The following is a 15,792-nucleotide window of genomic DNA, read 5'->3' on the forward strand; positions in this document are numbered from 1 at the left end:
GTCGACAAGGGCACGACACCCTCCGCGCAGCCAAACACCTTTATTTCCAAGGTCATTGGGGGTGGCGAACCGTGCAGAATCGTTGCTGTCAACGCGTGCATATGCATCCGGACCGTCCTGCCCACCGCGCCCTACTATCGGCTCGCCATGACAGCAGCAGGGAAGCATCAGGTGAGCCGGACCGAGACCACCCGGCGGGCCGCCGGCCGACAAGGCCGGGCCGGCATCAGGGACGTGGCCGCCGCGGCGGGCGTCTCGATCACGACCGTCTCCGACGCCCTCAATGGCAAGGGACGGCTGCCGGACGCCACCCGCCGCCACGTTCGCGAGGTCGCGGACCGACTGGGCTACCGCCCTTCCGCGGCGGCCCGCACCCTCCGTACCGGCAAGTCGGGCCTCATCGGCCTGACCGTGACGACGTACGGGGATGAACCTTTCACCTTCACCGAATTCGCATACTTCGCCGAGATGGCCAGAGCGGCCACCTCCGCCGCGCTCGCTCGCGGCTACGCCCTCGTCATCCTCCCCGCCACCTCACGACACGACGTCTGGTCCAACGTGGCCCTCGACGGCACCGTCGTCATCGACCCCTCCGACCACGATCCCGTCGTCACCGAACTGGTCCGCCAGGGTCTGCCCGTCGTCTCCGACGGACGCCCGGCCGGCTCACTCCCCGTCACCGCCTGGGTCGACAACGACCACGAGGCCGCCGTACTGGGCCTCCTCGACCACCTCGCCGCCGCGGGAGCCCGCCGCATCGGGCTCCTGACGGGCACCACCACCGACACCTACACCCGGCTCTCCACCACGGCCTACCTGCGCTGGTGCGAGCGCGTGGGCCAGGATCCCGTCTACGAGTCCTACCCCGCCCACGATCCGTGCGCCGGCGCCGTCGCCGCCGACCGGCTGCTCGCCCGGCCCGACCGACCCGATGCCGTCTACGGCCTGTTCGACCCCAACGGCACCGACCTGCTCGCCGCCGCCCGACGCTACGGCCTGCGCGTTCCCGAGGATCTACTGCTCGTGTGCTGTAGCGAATCCACCGTGTACGCCAACACCGAACCGCCCATCACCACCCTGTCCCTCAAACCGCGCCGCATCGGCACCGCCGTCGTCCAGCTGCTCATCGACGCCATCGAGGGCGTCGACACGGGCGGACCCGTCGAACAGGTCATCCCGACCGAGCTGATCATCCGCACCTCGTCCCAGCGCAGGCAGCCCCGTACGACCGTCAGCCCGCCCCGATCCCCGGCACAGGACTGACCACCACGCCGGCCCAACGGCGGGGCCACTGGCCCCGCCGAGGAACTGAACAACACCGATATTGGGATAAACCGGCAGGAAGAGTCAGCTCCGACCAGGATTCACCACCCCTGGTGCGTCACAGAGCGCGAGCTGCATTCCTATGATGGGCGCACGACATCACGGACCCGCCGCCCCGGCGGCGGCAAGGTCCGCAGGTGTACGGCAGCGCGACGGTGGTGGAGGGGTCGATGACTCAGGGGGCCGGTCAGGGACCCGCGGTGCGGACGGACACCGAGCGGGACTTCCGGTTGCCGGTCGCCGTACCCGCCTCGCATACCGTTCCCCCGGGAACCGCAGCAGCCCGATCGGGCGGCTCCGTCGGGCTCGGGGCGGACGCCCCCGTCTACGGCGAGTACCCCGCGTACTACGACGCGGGCCCGGCCCCCGTCCCCGCGCAGCACGGGTACGGCCACGACGCCCCGTACGGTGCCACCGCCGCCCTCGGCGAGCCCAGCCGCCCGATGGGCCACGTCTCCGAGGACAGCGACCCCGACGGGTACACCCCGACGCAGCGCGACCTGCCCGTCATCGGGCGCGGCGCCCTCGGCGGCCCCGGCGACACCGTCCAGGTCCAGTACGTCCCCCAGGAGACCCCGAGCGAGGGGCCCGGCCCCCTCTACGTCGTCGGCGACGTCCACGGCTACATCGACGAACTCGTCGCCGAACTACAGTTCCAGGGCCTCATCGACGCCGACCGCAACTGGTCCGCCGGCAACGCCCGGCTCTGGTTCCTCGGCGACTTCACCGACCGCGGCCCCGACGGCATCGGGGTCATCGACCTCGTCATGCGGCTCTCCGCCGAAGCAGCCGCCGCGGGCGGCTACTGCAAGGCCCTCATGGGCAACCACGAGCTGCTGCTCATCGGCGCCAAGCGGTTCGGGGACACCCCCGTCGTCTCCGGCGCCGGCACCGCGACCTTCCAGGCCGCCTGGCTCCTCAACGGCGGCCAGCGCACCGACATGGACCGGCTGCAGGACGTCCACCTCCAGTGGATGTCCCGGCTGGACGCGGCGGTCCTGGTGGACGACCACCTGCTCCTCCACTCCGACACCACCGCCTATCTCGACTACGGCGACTCGGTCGAGGACGTCAACGACACCATCCACGAGCTGCTCAACCGCAACGACGCCGACATCACCTGGGACCTGTTCCGCAAGTTCACCAAACGCTTCGCCTTCCGCGACGAGGAGACCGGCCCGCAGGCCGTCCGCGAGCTCATCGGCACCTACGGCGGCAGTCGCGTCGTGCACGGCCACAGCCCCATCCCGTACCTGCTGGGCGAGGTGGGCACCGAGGACGGGGACGGCGCGCACGGTCCGGAGGCCGTCGTAGGCCCGCACGTCTACGCGGAAGGCCTCGCCATCGCGATGGACGGCGGCGTGACGATGGCGGGCAAACTACTCGTCGTGCAACTCCCGCTGAACGACTGAGGCTTCCTGGGGCTGGGTATTTCCGGAAAGCCCCTGTCGACGTACGGCGTGGGCGCTCTACCATCGCTCTATCCGTAGCAGGCTCTCCTCCGTTTGTGCCGGCGCCCCGTTCTACGCGGGCATACCGGTCCCTACGGAGCATCGGGGGATGCACATGACCAGCGCTCCGCACCTGCTCACCGAAGACCGACCGGAGTTCGATCGGCTCCTCGACGAGGCGCTGCGCACGGCGAACGCCAGGCCCGAGCTCGCCGCCCTCGGCGAACGGCTGAACGCCGAACAGCTGCGCACCATGGCCATGGGGGCCACCTCGCTGCTGACGGCCGCGGCCGCGGCCGAGTACGACCACTACGTGAAGGTCCGCAAGGAGCGGCAGGACGAGATCCTGTCCACCCCCGGAACGACGGCGGAGGAGGGAGACGGGCAGGGCGCGGGCGGTGGCGCGGGCGTCAGCGCCGTGGTCGCGGTCCTCGCACCGGTCTTGGCCGGCACCGCCATGCTGATCTTCCTGCTGGTGGGCTACATCCTGAAGATGATCGAACCCGAACCGGCCTTCGCCGACACGATGCTGACGGCGGGCTGGCTCTTCGGCGGGCTCACCGCCGCCGCACTGCTCTTCGCCGTGGTCGGGCTGCTCGTGACGGCCCTCCGCAACAGTTCCACGGAGGTGGCGGCCGACGAGACCGAGGCGGTGCCCGACGAGGTGGCGCGGGCCCGGGAGGCCTGGCGCAACGCCCTGCTGGAGCGGGGCATCATGCCCTTCCTCCGGGACGCGCTGGCCGATCCCAGCGCGAGGGCAGGCTTTCCGGCCCCCCGAAAGCCGGGAGCCGGGCGCATCCCCAACCTGGGATACACCCGGCCCGATTTCACCAGTCCGGGGGCCCCGGCGGAGGGGCCCCGTCCCGGTTACGCGTCTCCGGACTTCACCAGCCCGGACTTCGGAGGTCCGGAGACCACATCGGAGTAGGACTCAGGGCACTCGGCCCGGGCCCTTACTTCAGGGCCTTGGGAAGGTGGTTGGCATCGATCGGGCTGATCGGCGCCCCTGCGGACCGGGCGCGGAGGTCAGGGTCGTTGGCGTCGGGCTGGGGGACGTCCGGGCGCCACACGCCGTTACACGCCAGGGTGTTGGTTCCGGTGTTGACCGTGCAGAAGGTCTCCCAGATGACGCCCGCACTCGTCACCGTCTCGATCACCAGCCGGTTGTTCTGGTGGCCGATGGAGATTCCGCAGGCATCGGCCGGATACCTGCCCATGGGGTTGAGGGTCAGGTCGTACCAGGTCCAGGGCCCTACCTCGGCGCCACCCATGGTGAGTTCACGGATGCCGGCGTACGCATTGCCGTCTCCCGGGAGCACTGCCTTGAACTCGCGGTCGGCGTTGTCCCGGACGGAGTCGATGTCCACGCACAGGGAGGGACCGGTGGGACCGGTGACGCCCCGCGGCCCGGTCACACCTTGCGGGCCGGTCAGGCCCCGCGGGCCCGTCAGGCCCTGCGGACCCCGCGGACCCGTCGCACCGGTGTTGCCCTTGGGACCGCGCGGACCCCGCGGACCCGCCGGGCCCACCTTGCACTTGTCGCCGCCGTGTACCAGCTGCCCGGCTCCGACCGCCGCCTCCTGCGCCTTCGCATTTGGCCTGTTGTGTCCCGACTTGCACTTGTCCGCACCGACCGGCGTCGAGGCCAGCCCCACCGCCGGGGACGCCAAGCCGGCCAGCACCAGCGCCACCGAGGCGAGCGTGCCTCCCGTCAGCCAGGCGGCCCGTCGGGGCATCGGCCCCAGGTAGTTGCGGGCCTTCTTCTCAGAACTCATCTACCGCTCCTCGCGCACACCGGATGGATCAGATCTGCGAAGTCCGGAAATAGGACCGGGCTCCGCGGGCCATCCTGAGGACCCCCGCCGCCGCGACACGGACCGGCGCGCCCACCGGTCAGCGGAACGGCGCAGTGCACACCGCCACTTGGCGGACTGCCACACGGCCACTCGGGTTCGAGCCCCGGCGCCCCGGCGTGCCGCACCCATCGGGCTGAGAGCCCTCCCTAGGGTCAGCCGCCGTGAAGCCGACCATTTGCCTCTGCATGATCGTGAAGAACGAGGCCGCCGTCATCGAGCGCTGCCTCGACTCCGTGCGGGACCTCATCGACACCTGGGTCATTTCCGACACGGGTTCCACCGACGGCACCCAGGACCTCATCCGCAAGGCTCTGCACGGGATCCCGGGGGAGCTCCACGAGGAGCCCTGGGCGAACTTCGGGCACAACCGGAGCCTCAACATCGGCCACGCCCGCGACAAGGCCGACTACCTGCTGCTCCTCGACGCCGACCTCGTCCTGCGCCGTACCGGACCGCTGCCCCCGCTCACCGCGGATTCGTACATGCTGCGCCACGAAGGCACGCTGGAGTACCGGATCAAGCGCCTGGTCCGCGGCGACATCCCCTGGCGGTACGAGGGCGTCACCCACGAGTACCTCACCTGCGACCGCCCCCACGAGAACGACCAGCGCCCGGGGGTACAGGAGAACCTGGACGCGCTCGTGATCGAGGACTACGCCGACGGCGGCTCCCGGCACGACAAGTTCGAACGGGACGCCCGCCTGCTCGGCGCCGAGCTCCAGCGGGACCCCTCGAACACACGCACCGTCTTCTACCTCGCCCAGACCATGCGCGACATGGGCGACACGGCGGAGGCCGCCCGGCTCTACGAACGCCGTGCGGCCATGGGCGGATGGGACGAGGAGGTCTACTACGCCCTGCTGCAAGTCGGCATCCTGCACGGGGAATCAGGAGACCACCCCGCCGCCCTGGACGCACTCTCCCGCGCCTGGGAATCCCGGCCGGCCCGCCTGGAAGCCTGCTACGAACTCGCCGCCAGGCTGCGTCTCCTGGGTCACCACCACGCCGCGCACGCGATCACCGGGGCGGTCCTGGACCGGCCGGCCCCCAACGACCTGCTCTTCGTCCAGCCCTGGGTGTACCGGTGGGGTCTGCTCTTCGAGCACTCCATCACCGCGTACTGGGTGGGAGACATGGACACCTCGCTACGGGCCTGCGACCGGCTGCTCGCCCTCCCCGACCTGCCCGAGCCCTACCGCCGCCAGACCGAAATCAACCGCGGCTTCGCCGCGAGCCATGTTTCACGTGAAACATCGATCCCTGTTTCACGTGAAACATCGATCCCTGTTTCACGTGAAACATCGGAGCGCTCACCCGTCTAACCGGCGGACCGGTCTCCCAGTGCCCGCCTCCGCTGCGCGACATCCGCCAGCGCCGGCGGGCGCCAGGCCCCGTCCGGGTGGTACAGATTCCGTCCCGGCTCCACGATCTCGTCGATCCGGTCGAGGGTCGCGTCGTCGAGGACCAGCCCGGCGCCCTTCACCAGCGACTCGAGCTGCTCCATGGTCCTCGGCCCGATGATCACCGACGTGACGGCAGGATGCGCGAGCGGGAAGGCCACTGCCAGCTCGGGCAGTGTGCAGCCGATCGAGTCGGCGAGCTCCACCAGCTCCTCCACCGCTTCCAGTTTCGCGACGTTGCCCGGAATCGCGGGATCGAAGCGGGCAGGAGTCAGCGCCGCACGCCCCGAAGTCAGGTCGATGGCCCCGCCGAGCCGGTACTTCCCGCTCAGGAACCCGGACGCGAGCGGGCTCCAGGTCAAGACCCCCATCCCGTACCGCCGGGCCACCGGCAGCACACCGCTCTCGATCCCGCGCGCGAGGATCGAGTACGGCGGCTGCTCGGTCCGGAAACGCGGCAGCGCCCGCCGTTCGGCGACGTGCTGCGCCTCGACGATCTCCTCGGCCGGGAAGGTGGAACAGCCGAAGGCCCGTATCGTGCCGGCCCGCACCAGATCGCCGAGGACCGACAAGGTCTCCTCTACGTCCGTCCCGTGATCCGGCCGGTGCACCTGGTAGAGGTCGATCCAATCGGTGTCCAGACGGCGCAGGCTGTCCTCGACGGCACGCGTGATCCACCGCCGGGAGTTCCCGCTGCGGTTGCGGCCCTCGCCCATCTGGAAGTGCACCTTGGTCGCGAGGACGACATCGTCCCGCCGGCCCTTGAGGGCCTTGCCCACGATCTGTTCGGACTCCCCGCCGGAGTACATGTCCGCGGTGTCGACGAAGTTGATCCCGTGGTCGAGCGCGGCATGGACGATCCGCACACAGTCCTCGTGATCCGGATTGCCCACCGCGCCGAACATCATCGTGCCGAGGCAGTGCGCGCTGACCTCGATGCCGGTCCCGCCCAGAATTCGGTATCGCATGCTCATGGGCCGCACTCTAAAAGCTGAAGCGCACTCCATCACAAGCCCCGGCGGAGCCTCCGGGAGCCCGGATGTTCGGGAGCCCGCCGTGCACACGGCGTACGCAACGGCGGCCCGCGACTCCCCCCTCGGTGTCGCGGGCCGTCCGTCCGTGCGTGCGTACCGGGTCGGTGGTCAGTCGGCCAGCGGCAGGTACACGCGGTTGCCCGAGGCCGCGAACTCGGCGGACTTCTCCGCCATGCCCGCTTCGATCTCCTCGGCGCCCAGGTCGCCACCGTGCTGGCGGCGGATGTCCTGGGAGATCTTCATCGAGCAGAACTTCGGACCGCACATGGAGCAGAAGTGCGCGGTCTTGGCCGGCTCGGCCGGGAGGGTCTCGTCGTGGAACTCACGGGCCGTGTCCGGGTCGAGGGCCAGGTTGAACTGGTCCTCCCAGCGGAACTCGAACCGTGCGTCCGACAGGGCGTCGTCCCACTCCTGGGCGCCCGGGTGGCCCTTGGCCAGGTCCGCCGCGTGGGCCGCGATCTTGTACGTGATGACACCGGTCTTCACGTCGTCGCGGTTCGGCAGGCCCAGGTGCTCCTTGGGCGTGACGTAGCAGAGCATCGCGGTGCCCCACCAGGCGATCATCGCGGCGCCGATGCCCGAGGTGATGTGGTCGTACGCGGGCGCGACGTCGGTGGTCAGCGGGCCGAGCGTGTAGAACGGCGCCTCCTCGCAGATCTCCTGCTGAAGGTCGATGTTCTCCTTGATCTTGTGCATCGGGACGTGCCCGGGGCCCTCGATCATCGTCTGCACGTTGTGCCGCTTGGCGATCGTGTTCAGCTCGCCCAGCGTCTTCAGCTCCGCGAACTGCGCCGCGTCGTTGGCGTCCGCGATGGAACCGGGGCGCAGGCCGTCACCCAGGGAGTACGTGACGTCGTACGCCGCGAGGATCTCGCAGAGCTCCTCGAAGTTCGTGTAGAGGAAGTTCTCCTTGTGGTGCGCCAGGCACCAGGCGGCCATGATCGAGCCGCCGCGCGAGACGATGCCGGTCTTGCGGCGGGCGGTCAGCGGCACGTACGACAGCAGCACGCCGGCGTGGACCGTCATGTAGTCGACGCCCTGCTCGGCCTGCTCGATGACCGTGTCCTTGTAGATCTCCCAGGTCAGGTCCTCGGCGCGGCCGTCGACCTTCTCCAGCGCCTGGTACAGCGGCACGGTGCCGATCGGCACGGGGGAGTTGCGCAGCACCCACTCGCGGGTGGTGTGGATGTTGCGACCGGTCGAGAGGTCCATGACCGTGTCGGCGCCCCACTTGGTCGCCCAGGTCATCTTGTCCACCTCCTCCTCGATCGAGGAGGTGACCGCGGAGTTGCCGATGTTGGCGTTGACCTTCACCAGGAACCGCTTGCCGATGATCATCGGCTCGATCTCGGGGTGGTTCACGTTGACCGGCATGACCGCGCGACCTGCGGCGATCTCCTCGCGGACGACCTCGGGGGAGACGTTCTCGCGGATCGCGACGTACTCCATCTCCGGGGTGATCTCGCCCCGGCGGGCGTACGCGAGCTGCGTGACCGCGGCCCCGCCACGGCCGCGGCGGGGCTGGCGCGGGCGGCCAGGGAAGACCGCGTCGAGGTTCTTGAGGCCACCGCGCGGCGAGGTGTGCTTGATGCCGTCGTCCTCGGGGCGCACGGGGCGGCCCGCGTACTCCTCGGTGTCGCCGCGGCCGATGATCCAGTTCTCGCGCAGCGGCGGCAGGCCCCGGCGCACGTCGGTCTCGATCTGCGGGTCGGTGTACGGCCCGGACGTGTCGTAGAGCGTCACGTCCTTGCCGTTGGTGAGGTGGACCTGGCGAACCGGCACCCGGATGTCGGGGCGGGAGCCCGCCACGTAACCCTTGTGCCAGCCAGGCTGGCGCTCGGTCGCCTGGCCGTCGGCGTCCTGGCTGGCGGCAGGCGTGCGTGCGTCCTGAATGGTCATGAGACCTAATCTCCCTACGCCGGCATTACCCGGTAACAGGTTCGGCGGTCGACGCAGCCTCCTCCCGTACGCATATTCGAATGCGAACGGTGATCAGCGCCCTCTCAGCCCGGTGCTCCGAGCTCCCGCGTTGTGCAAAGTAGCCCCCACGCTAGCGTCATGTGTGGCGTGCTGAACAGTGGGCCCCCTCATCTCTTGCGATGATCGGCCAGTGACGTCCTCGCCGCAGCCCCCCATCGAACCCACGGATCCCACTGGTCACGCCGGCCACGCAGGTCACTCGCACGCGGGCCCAGGCCATTCGCCCGACCGGTCTCCCGGGCACTCCCACGGCCATGCGCACAGCCATGGCCCGGCGGCCCCCGTCTCCAAGCACCTGCGCAAGGTGATCGCAGCTGTTCTGATCCCCTTCGCCACCGCCGTCGTGATCGGCATGATGGTGCTCTGGCCCGGTGGCGCGCCGACCCACGAGCGCACCGGGGTCGGCTTCGACCGGCAGACCCAGCAGGGCAAGGTCGTCGCACTCCAGCACGTCGACTGCAAATCCGTGAACGCCGCGCAGGTGCCGGCCACCGGCGACACCTCCACCCCCGAGGGGCGCGAGGCCCTCGCCTCGCAGACCGGCGAGTGCAAGAAGGCCACCATCAAGGTCGGCAGCGGCCCCGACAAGGGCCGCGAGTTCGTCGAGATCGTCCAGCCCGGTGCACCACGGCAGTTGACGGGCGGCCAGGAGGTAGTGGTCGCCTACGCCCCGGACGCACCCCAGGACCTCCAGTACTCCGTGGTCGACGTGAACCGCAAGCTGCCGATGGCCCTGCTCGCGGGCATCTTCGCCCTCGCGGTGGTCCTCGTCGGGCGGATGCGCGGGCTGTTCGCGCTCATCGCCCTCGCCGTCAGCTTCGCGGTGCTGACCTTCTTCATCCTCCCCGCGATCCTGCAGGGGTCGAACCCGCTGGTCGTGGCCGTGGTCGGAGCGAGCGCGATCATGCTGATCGCGCTCTACATGTGCCACGGGCTGACGGCCCGCACCTCGGTCGCGGTCCTCGGCACCCTCGTCTCGCTGCTGCTGATCGGCCTGCTGGGCTCGTTGTTCATCGACTGGGCGTTCCTCAGCGGCAACACGGACGACAACACCGGGCTGATCCACGGGCTCTACCCGAACATCGACATGAGCGGTTTGCTGCTTGCGGGTGTCATCATCGGATCGCTCGGCGTACTGGACGACGTGACCGTCACTCAGACCTCGGCGGTCTGGGAACTCCACCAGGCAGACCCGTCGATGGGCCCGCGCGGGCTCTACCGTGCGGGCATCCGCATCGGGCGCGACCACATCGCGTCGGTGGTGAACACCCTGGTACTTGCCTACGCGGGCGCGGCGTTGCCCCTGCTCCTCCTGTTCTCGATCGCGAACAGCAGTATGGGTTCGGTGGCCAACAGCGAGCTGGTCGCGGAAGAGATCGTACGAACCCTCGTGGGCTCGATCGGGCTGGTCGCCTCGGTACCGGTGACGACGGCGCTGGCCGCGCTGGTGGTGTCCGCCGACCGCGCGGAATCCCCGGCGGCCACAGCGGCCTCGGGGCCGCTCCGCGGCGGCCGGGGCCGGCGACGCAAGCGCTGAAAGGCGGACCGACGGGCGCGACTGGTCAGTTCGCGCGCACGGCCGGTCGTGCGGAACGGCAAGGTGGAGCGCTCAGCGCGTCGGCACGCTGAGCCGTGGTGCGTTCGTGCGGTGATCCAGGTGGTGCGGTGACGCTTGCCGGCGCGCCCTGGTCAGCGGGCGTCCGGCAGGGCTTCCGTCAGCCCGCGTTCTGCTCGTTCTGCTGGGACTCCGCGAGGATCTTGTCGAGCGCCTCGTCGAGGTTCTCCTCGAAGTCCCCGAGGTTGCGCTCCTGGCCGAGCGGAACGATCCGGTCGGTGCGGTCGAGGAACGCCACGAGTGGCGCCGCGCTCGCGCGGAAGAGAGCCCGGTCTGCTCCTACTTGCAGCCGGATGTGGACATCGGACAGTTCCTCCGGATCGGTCGGGGCGATGTGGACATCGCCGTCACCGCACGGCTTGTTGATGCCGTCGAGAAGGAGCTCCCGGCCGAACGCCCAGGTCACGGGCGCGTCTCCGGGAAGGTGGAAGGTCAGGCGCACTGCGTAGGGGTCACGAGCGTCGTACCGGAGTTCCACCGGGATCCGGAACGAGAGCTCCTCGGAAACGAGGAAACTCATCATGACCTCTGCCTGTACCGACTCGCGCATTGCCTACCCCGCTGTAGTGGAAGTGGCCAGGAATGATCCCCCAAGGCCCTCTTGACAAGAGTGGTGGAAGCGCTAGCAGATCACAAGGAGTGAGTTTTCAGATACTGATAGAGAACGAGAGGGTGCTCAACAGCGCGCCTACTTCACTCCGTAGCCGATCGACCGCATACAGCAATCGATTTTCCTGGTGCAGAGGAAGAGAAATCGCCATCGTCGCGGCGGTGTCGCCGGCCGTGATGGGGATGGCCGCGCACACCGTGCCCAGGGCGTACTCCTGCCGCTCGGTCACCGGCTGCATCCGTTCCATGGAGCCGATCCGCTGCTCAAGAGCCCGCAGATCCCGCACGGTGTAGGCGGTGATGGCCTCGACCGGGTGACGGTCGTAGTAGTCCTTGCGCGCCTTCTCGTCGAGCTGGCCGAGCAGGCACTGCCCGATGGCGTGCGCGTGGCCGGTCTCGCGGAAATCGGCCCACTCTTCGCAGGCCGGGTTCGCCGGGGTGTCCGAGACGCCCACGACCTCGATTTCACCCTCGCGGTAGACCGCGAAGTAGACGGGTGCCCCGACCGCGTCGCGGAAGTGCGCGAGGGAGTCGAGGATCATGCTGCGACGTTTCTGCTGAAGCCCGCCACCGGCCAGTCGGCCCGCGGCGTCCCCCAGGACGAAGACCCCGCTCTCCCGTCGCAGATAGCCCTCGTGCGTCAGGGTGCGCAGCAGGTGGTACGCGGTGGGAAGCGGGAGCCCGGCCTCGCGCGCCAGTTGTTTCGCCGGGGCTCCCTCACTATGGGAACCCACCGCTTCGAGCAGCCTCAGTGCCCGCTGCACCGAACCGATCAGAGTCGGCACACCGGCATTGTGAACCGGAGACAAAGCTCACCCCCAGGCGTGGCGGCGAGCCTTGGGGGGGCCCGCCCTGCGGGGGCCGCCCCCGCGTGTGCCGTGACTCCTGGGGGTCGTGCTCGGCGGCTGTAACAAAGAACCGCAGGTCAGAGCGGCAGTACCGGCGTTCGGTGCCCAGGGAACGGCACAGATTGCCACTCTATCCGCCGATTCCCGGGCTGTGAGCGGTTTAGCGCTTCACGTTCCCTCAGCTGGGTTAATCCCACTGTGACCCTGGTTGCGCCAGTTCTACCACTCCCCGGCGGAGGACTTCGCCTCGGTGCCCTTGAACTTCCTGACGACGAAGATCAGGCCTCCGACGAGGGCCACGAGGAGCAGCGCCTTGAAGAGGAAGCCGATCAGCGCACCGATGATGCTGGTGATCACGCCTCCGAAGACGAACAGCACCAGCAGCGGAACGGCGACCCACTTGACCCACCAGGGCATGCCTTCGAATATCCCTCGGATGCCTTCCATGTCCTCGACCTCTTCTTCCTAGTCCGTCTAGCCGGTGAACTCCTGCTCTCGATGCTAGGAGGCCGCGGCCCGCGACGGGGCCCCGCGAGCCCCCGTAGTCCCCTGATCCGACCCCTAGGGGGACAGGACCCCGGACCCTCAGTCCCGGGGCCCGTTCACCCTTCCGGCGGAGAGAAGACGACCATGACCTTCAGGTTCTCGGTGATGTGGTGGAACTTGTGCGGCACCCCGGCCGGCACGTAGACCACGCTCCCGTTCGCCACCATCGTGGTCTCCTCCCCGACGGTGATCGAGGCCCGGCCGCTCACGACGAAGTACACCTCGTCCTGACCGTGCGGCTGTTGGGGATCGCTCTGCCCGGCGTCCAGCGCGTACAGCCCGACCGACATGTTCCGCTCGCGCAGGAACTGCAGGTAGGCACCCTCGTTCGCGGCCCGCTCGGCCTCGAGGTCGTCCAGCCGGAAGGCCTTCATCTTCTTTGTACCCCTTGTGCTCTCTCGTCCGGCAAGCATCCGCGGATCAGCTGATGTTCCACCGGGACCATCTCTGCAACGATCAGACACATGACGAATTTCGTAGTCAAGACCCTCGCCAACGCGGCAGCCCTGGCCGTCGCCATCTGGCTCCTCGCCGGCATCACGCTGGACGACGGCACCAGCATGGGCCACCGCGCGCTCTCCCTGATCCTGGTCGCGCTGATCTTCGGCGTGGTCAACTTCATCGTCAAGCCCGTGGTGAAGCTGCTCTCGCTGCCGCTCTTCGTCCTCACCCTCGGCCTGTTCACCCTCGTGGTGAACGCGGCGATGCTGCTGCTGACCTCGTGGCTGGCGAAGCAGTTCGACCTCAGCTTCCACGTCGACGGCTTCTGGACCGCGGTCGTCGGCGCCCTGATCATCTCCGTCGTCTCCTGGGCCGTGAACATGGTCCTGCCCGACAAGAACTGAGGCCGGGCGCCCATGTACCGCGTGTGCTTCGTCTGCACCGGCAACATCTGCCGCTCGCCCATGGCCGAGTCGGTCTTCCGCTCCCACGTGGCCGACGCCGGGCTCTCGGGCCTGGTGGAGGTCGACAGCGCCGGCACCGGCGGCTGGCACGAGGGCGACGGGGCCGACCCGCGCACCGTAGCCGTCCTCGAGGCCGCCGGGTACGAACCGGGCCACCGGGCCCGGCAGTTCCGGGCCTCCTGGTTCGCCGGCCTCGACCTCGTCATCGCGCTCGACGCCGGGCACCTGCGTGACCTGAGGGCGCTCGCCCCCACCCCCGAGGACGCCGCCAAGGTCCGGCTGCTGCGGTCCTACGACCCGGCGGCCCCCACCGCGCAGACCGACGTACCGGACCCCTACTACGGCACCCTCGACGGATTCGAGGAGTGCCTGCGGCTGGTCGAGGCGGCCAGCCCCGGCCTGCTGGCCGCCGTGAGCGAAGCCGTGAAGGAGCACACCCGATGAACACCCCCGACCACGTGCCTCCGAGGGCGGAGCGGCTCGGCGACGGCACCGTCGCCGTCCGCGCCGGACTGCCGGAGCCCGTCAAGAACGAGCCGCCGCTGCCCGGCCCCGTCTTCGCCGCCCACTTCCACCTCCCCGGCGACGTAGAGGGCCCCTACGCCTACGCCCGCGACACCAACCCCACCTGGACCCTGCTGGAGCGGGCCATCGGGGAGCTGGAGGCCCCCGGCCTGGACGGGGTGGACACGGTCGTCTTCGCCTCCGGCATGGCCGCGGTCTCCGCCGTCCTGCTCTCCCAGGCACGCGCCGGGGACACCGTCGTCCTGCCGGACGACGGCTACCAGGTGCTGCCCCTCGTACGAGAACAGCTGGAGGCGTACGGGGTCCACGTGCGCACCGCCCCCACCGCCGAGGACGCCCAGCTCGCGGTTCTCGACGGGGCCCGGCTGCTGTGGCTGGAGACCCCGTCCAACCCGGGCCTCGACGTCTGCGACGTACGACGCCTCGTGGACGCGGCACACGCCGGTGGAACCCTCGTCGCCGTCGACAACTCCCTCGCGACCCCGCTCGGCCAGCGCCCCCTCGAACTGGGCGCCGACTTCTCGGTGGCCAGCGGCACCAAGGGCCTGACCGGCCACGGCGACCTGCTGCTCGGTTACGTCGTCTGCCGGGACGCCGAGCTCGCCGCGGGCATCCGCCGCTGGCGCAAGGTGGTCGGCGCCATCCCCGGTCCCATGGAGGCCTGGCTCGCCCACCGGTCCCTGTCCACCATCCAGCTTCGCGCCCAGCGCCAGTGGGCCAACGCGCTCGCCGTCGCCGAGGCCCTTGCCGACCGCGGCGACGTCACCGGGCTGCGCTACCCGGGCCTGCCGGCGGACCCGTCCCACAAGACGGCCGCGCGGCAGATGCGGGGCTTCGGCTCCGTGGTGTCCTTCATCCTGGCCGACCGAGCGCACGCGGAACGGTTCATGGCGGCCCTGCGGCTCGTCGAGGACGCCACCAGCTTCGGCGGGGTGCGGTCCACGGCGGAGCGCCGCCGGCGGTGGGGCGGAGACGCCGTTCCGGAGGGCTTCATCCGCTTCTCCGCAGGCGCCGAGGACACCGAGGACCTGGTCACGGACGTGCTGCGGGCACTCGACCTGGCAGCCGCGGAAGGCTGACCGGCCGTCCGAAAGCGGTCCGAGCACGCTGTTCAGCAGCTCGGACCGCACGGATCCCCGCCCGGCGGGTTTCACCCGCGGGCGTTTCAGAAGCGGAAGTCTGGGCCACTCTTCTCCCATGACCGAACGTCCAGTGGTCAAACGCACCGCCCGCGCGATCCTGCTCGACGGTGACGACCTGATCCTCATCAAGCGGACCAAACCCGGCGTCGACCCGTACTGGCTCACTCCCGGCGGGGGCGTCGAGCCCTCCGACCTGACCGTCGTCGAAGCCCTCCACCGGGAGCTCCACGAGGAACTCGGCGCGAAGATCACCGATGTCGTGCCCTGCTTCGTCGACACCGTCGAGCACATCGCCGACGGGGGAGTGACCGGCGTCAAGGTGCAGCACTTCTTCGTCTGCCACCTCGAATCCATGGACCCCAGCCAGCGGCACGGACCCGAGATCGACGAGCCGGAGGGCGAGTACGAGATCGTCCGCGTGCCCTTCAGCCGCGTCGGCATCGCCGCGGTACATCTCGTCCCGTTGTCCCTGCGCCGCTACCTCGACGGCAACATCGAGGGCGTGCGCGCGATGCACGCCCCCGACCTGGGCTGACCCACCGCACGCGGGCGCCGCCG

16 protein-coding genes are annotated in these 15,792 nt (G+C 69.6%); 9 read left to right on the top strand and 7 right to left on the bottom strand.

Features of this window, described 5'->3' with window-relative positions:
- Positions 1-147: 147 nt before the first annotated feature.
- From AC6CKD_RS19520 to AC6CKD_RS19530, 3 genes are all read left to right on the top strand, one after another.
- Entirely contained in the window at positions 148-1,263 is a 1,116-nt protein-coding gene (locus tag AC6CKD_RS19520; protein ID WP_214954921.1) for a LacI family DNA-binding transcriptional regulator, read from the top strand.
- 230 nt (positions 1,264-1,493) lie between these two features.
- The gene (locus AC6CKD_RS19525) at positions 1,494-2,735 is read left to right on the top strand and encodes a metallophosphoesterase (RefSeq protein ID WP_498328725.1); all 1,242 of its coding nucleotides are present in this window, start codon (positions 1,494-1,496) and stop codon (positions 2,733-2,735) included.
- Between the two features lie 148 nt (positions 2,736-2,883).
- On the top strand, positions 2,884-3,702 hold the full coding sequence (locus AC6CKD_RS19530) for a hypothetical protein (RefSeq protein WP_498328726.1): 819 nt from the start codon (positions 2,884-2,886) through the stop codon (positions 3,700-3,702).
- A 25-nt stretch (positions 3,703-3,727) separates the two neighbouring features.
- Here AC6CKD_RS19530 and AC6CKD_RS19535 read toward each other — a convergent pair whose 3' ends face one another.
- On the bottom strand, positions 3,728-4,549 hold the full coding sequence (locus tag AC6CKD_RS19535; protein WP_498328727.1) for a hypothetical protein: 822 nt from the start codon (positions 4,547-4,549) through the stop codon (positions 3,728-3,730).
- A 242-nt stretch (positions 4,550-4,791) separates the two neighbouring features.
- Between AC6CKD_RS19535 and AC6CKD_RS19540 the strand changes: the two genes are divergently transcribed.
- Entirely contained in the window at positions 4,792-5,952 is a 1,161-nt protein-coding gene (locus AC6CKD_RS19540) for a tetratricopeptide repeat protein (RefSeq protein ID WP_498328728.1), read from the top strand.
- On the opposite strand, the gene AC6CKD_RS19545 is transcribed toward AC6CKD_RS19540, so the two are convergent.
- Positions 5,949-6,998 (bottom strand): aldo/keto reductase, encoded by a 1,050-nt coding sequence (locus AC6CKD_RS19545; protein WP_498328940.1) that lies wholly within the window; start codon positions 6,996-6,998, stop codon positions 5,949-5,951. The two genes, AC6CKD_RS19540 and AC6CKD_RS19545, sit on opposite strands and share 4 nt — an antisense overlap.
- Before the next feature lie 174 nt (positions 6,999-7,172).
- The gene (gene thiC, locus AC6CKD_RS19550; protein WP_498328729.1) at positions 7,173-8,963 is read right to left on the bottom strand and encodes a phosphomethylpyrimidine synthase ThiC; all 1,791 of its coding nucleotides are present in this window, start codon (positions 8,961-8,963) and stop codon (positions 7,173-7,175) included.
- Positions 8,964-9,141: 178 nt separating this feature from the next.
- Between thiC and AC6CKD_RS19555 the strand changes: the two genes are divergently transcribed.
- Positions 9,142-10,581: a YibE/F family protein gene (locus tag AC6CKD_RS19555; protein ID WP_498328730.1), complete on the top strand. Its 1,440-nt coding sequence runs from the start codon at positions 9,142-9,144 to the stop codon at positions 10,579-10,581.
- Between the two features lie 178 nt (positions 10,582-10,759).
- Here AC6CKD_RS19555 and AC6CKD_RS19560 read toward each other — a convergent pair whose 3' ends face one another.
- The 4 genes from AC6CKD_RS19560 to AC6CKD_RS19575 all read right to left on the bottom strand — a co-directional run bounded on the left by AC6CKD_RS19560 (position 10,760) and on the right by AC6CKD_RS19575 (position 13,036).
- A complete protein-coding gene (locus AC6CKD_RS19560; RefSeq protein ID WP_243331178.1) occupies positions 10,760-11,209 on the bottom strand; it encodes an SsgA family sporulation/cell division regulator in 450 nt (149 codons plus the stop codon).
- Positions 11,210-11,306: 97 nt separating this feature from the next.
- The gene (locus AC6CKD_RS19565) at positions 11,307-12,044 is read right to left on the bottom strand and encodes an IclR family transcriptional regulator (RefSeq protein WP_498328941.1); all 738 of its coding nucleotides are present in this window, start codon (positions 12,042-12,044) and stop codon (positions 11,307-11,309) included.
- Positions 12,045-12,335: 291 nt separating this feature from the next.
- On the bottom strand, positions 12,336-12,563 hold the full coding sequence (locus tag AC6CKD_RS19570) for a DUF5326 family protein (RefSeq protein ID WP_498328731.1): 228 nt from the start codon (positions 12,561-12,563) through the stop codon (positions 12,336-12,338).
- A gap of 155 nt (positions 12,564-12,718) precedes the next feature.
- Positions 12,719-13,036 (bottom strand): cupin domain-containing protein, encoded by a 318-nt coding sequence (locus AC6CKD_RS19575; protein ID WP_498328732.1) that lies wholly within the window; start codon positions 13,034-13,036, stop codon positions 12,719-12,721.
- A gap of 90 nt (positions 13,037-13,126) precedes the next feature.
- Here AC6CKD_RS19575 and AC6CKD_RS19580 point away from each other — a divergent pair, with 90 nt between their 5' ends.
- From AC6CKD_RS19580 to AC6CKD_RS19595, 4 genes are all read left to right on the top strand, one after another.
- The gene (locus tag AC6CKD_RS19580; RefSeq protein ID WP_498328733.1) at positions 13,127-13,507 is read left to right on the top strand and encodes a phage holin family protein; all 381 of its coding nucleotides are present in this window, start codon (positions 13,127-13,129) and stop codon (positions 13,505-13,507) included.
- 12 nt (positions 13,508-13,519) lie between these two features.
- Positions 13,520-14,011, top strand: coding sequence for a low molecular weight protein-tyrosine-phosphatase (locus AC6CKD_RS19585; RefSeq protein WP_498328734.1), 492 nt, complete (start codon positions 13,520-13,522; stop codon positions 14,009-14,011).
- Entirely contained in the window at positions 14,008-15,171 is a 1,164-nt protein-coding gene (locus AC6CKD_RS19590) for a cystathionine gamma-lyase (RefSeq protein WP_498328735.1), read from the top strand. Before AC6CKD_RS19585 ends, AC6CKD_RS19590 begins: the two co-directional genes overlap by 4 nt.
- Before the next feature lie 118 nt (positions 15,172-15,289).
- On the top strand, positions 15,290-15,769 hold the full coding sequence (locus tag AC6CKD_RS19595; protein ID WP_498328736.1) for an NUDIX domain-containing protein: 480 nt from the start codon (positions 15,290-15,292) through the stop codon (positions 15,767-15,769).
- Positions 15,770-15,792: the final 23 nt, after the last annotated feature.

The organism is Streptomyces sp. GQ60 (assembly GCF_059758875.1).

Excerpts from the sequence above, each read along its gene's own strand:
- AC6CKD_RS19520 (WP_214954921.1), top strand. The coding sequence starts at position 148 with ATGACAGCAGCAGGGAAGCATCAGGTGAGCCGGACCGAGACCACCCGG.
- AC6CKD_RS19525 (WP_498328725.1), top strand. The coding sequence starts at position 1,494 with ATGACTCAGGGGGCCGGTCAGGGACCCGCGGTGCGGACGGACACCGAG.
- AC6CKD_RS19530 (WP_498328726.1), top strand. The coding sequence starts at position 2,884 with ATGCACATGACCAGCGCTCCGCACCTGCTCACCGAAGACCGACCGGAG.
- AC6CKD_RS19535 (WP_498328727.1), bottom strand. The coding sequence starts at position 4,549 with ATGAGTTCTGAGAAGAAGGCCCGCAACTACCTGGGGCCGATGCCCCGA.
- AC6CKD_RS19545 (WP_498328940.1), bottom strand. The coding sequence starts at position 6,998 with ATGCGATACCGAATTCTGGGCGGGACCGGCATCGAGGTCAGCGCGCAC.
- thiC (WP_498328729.1), bottom strand. The coding sequence starts at position 8,963 with ATGACCATTCAGGACGCACGCACGCCTGCCGCCAGCCAGGACGCCGAC.
- AC6CKD_RS19560 (WP_243331178.1), bottom strand. The coding sequence starts at position 11,209 with ATGCGCGAGTCGGTACAGGCAGAGGTCATGATGAGTTTCCTCGTTTCC.
- AC6CKD_RS19570 (WP_498328731.1), bottom strand. The coding sequence starts at position 12,563 with ATGGAAGGCATCCGAGGGATATTCGAAGGCATGCCCTGGTGGGTCAAG.
- AC6CKD_RS19575 (WP_498328732.1), bottom strand. The coding sequence starts at position 13,036 with ATGAAGGCCTTCCGGCTGGACGACCTCGAGGCCGAGCGGGCCGCGAAC.
- AC6CKD_RS19580 (WP_498328733.1), top strand. The coding sequence starts at position 13,127 with ATGACGAATTTCGTAGTCAAGACCCTCGCCAACGCGGCAGCCCTGGCC.
- AC6CKD_RS19585 (WP_498328734.1), top strand. The coding sequence starts at position 13,520 with ATGTACCGCGTGTGCTTCGTCTGCACCGGCAACATCTGCCGCTCGCCC.
- AC6CKD_RS19590 (WP_498328735.1), top strand. The coding sequence starts at position 14,008 with ATGAACACCCCCGACCACGTGCCTCCGAGGGCGGAGCGGCTCGGCGAC.
- AC6CKD_RS19595 (WP_498328736.1), top strand. The coding sequence starts at position 15,290 with ATGACCGAACGTCCAGTGGTCAAACGCACCGCCCGCGCGATCCTGCTC.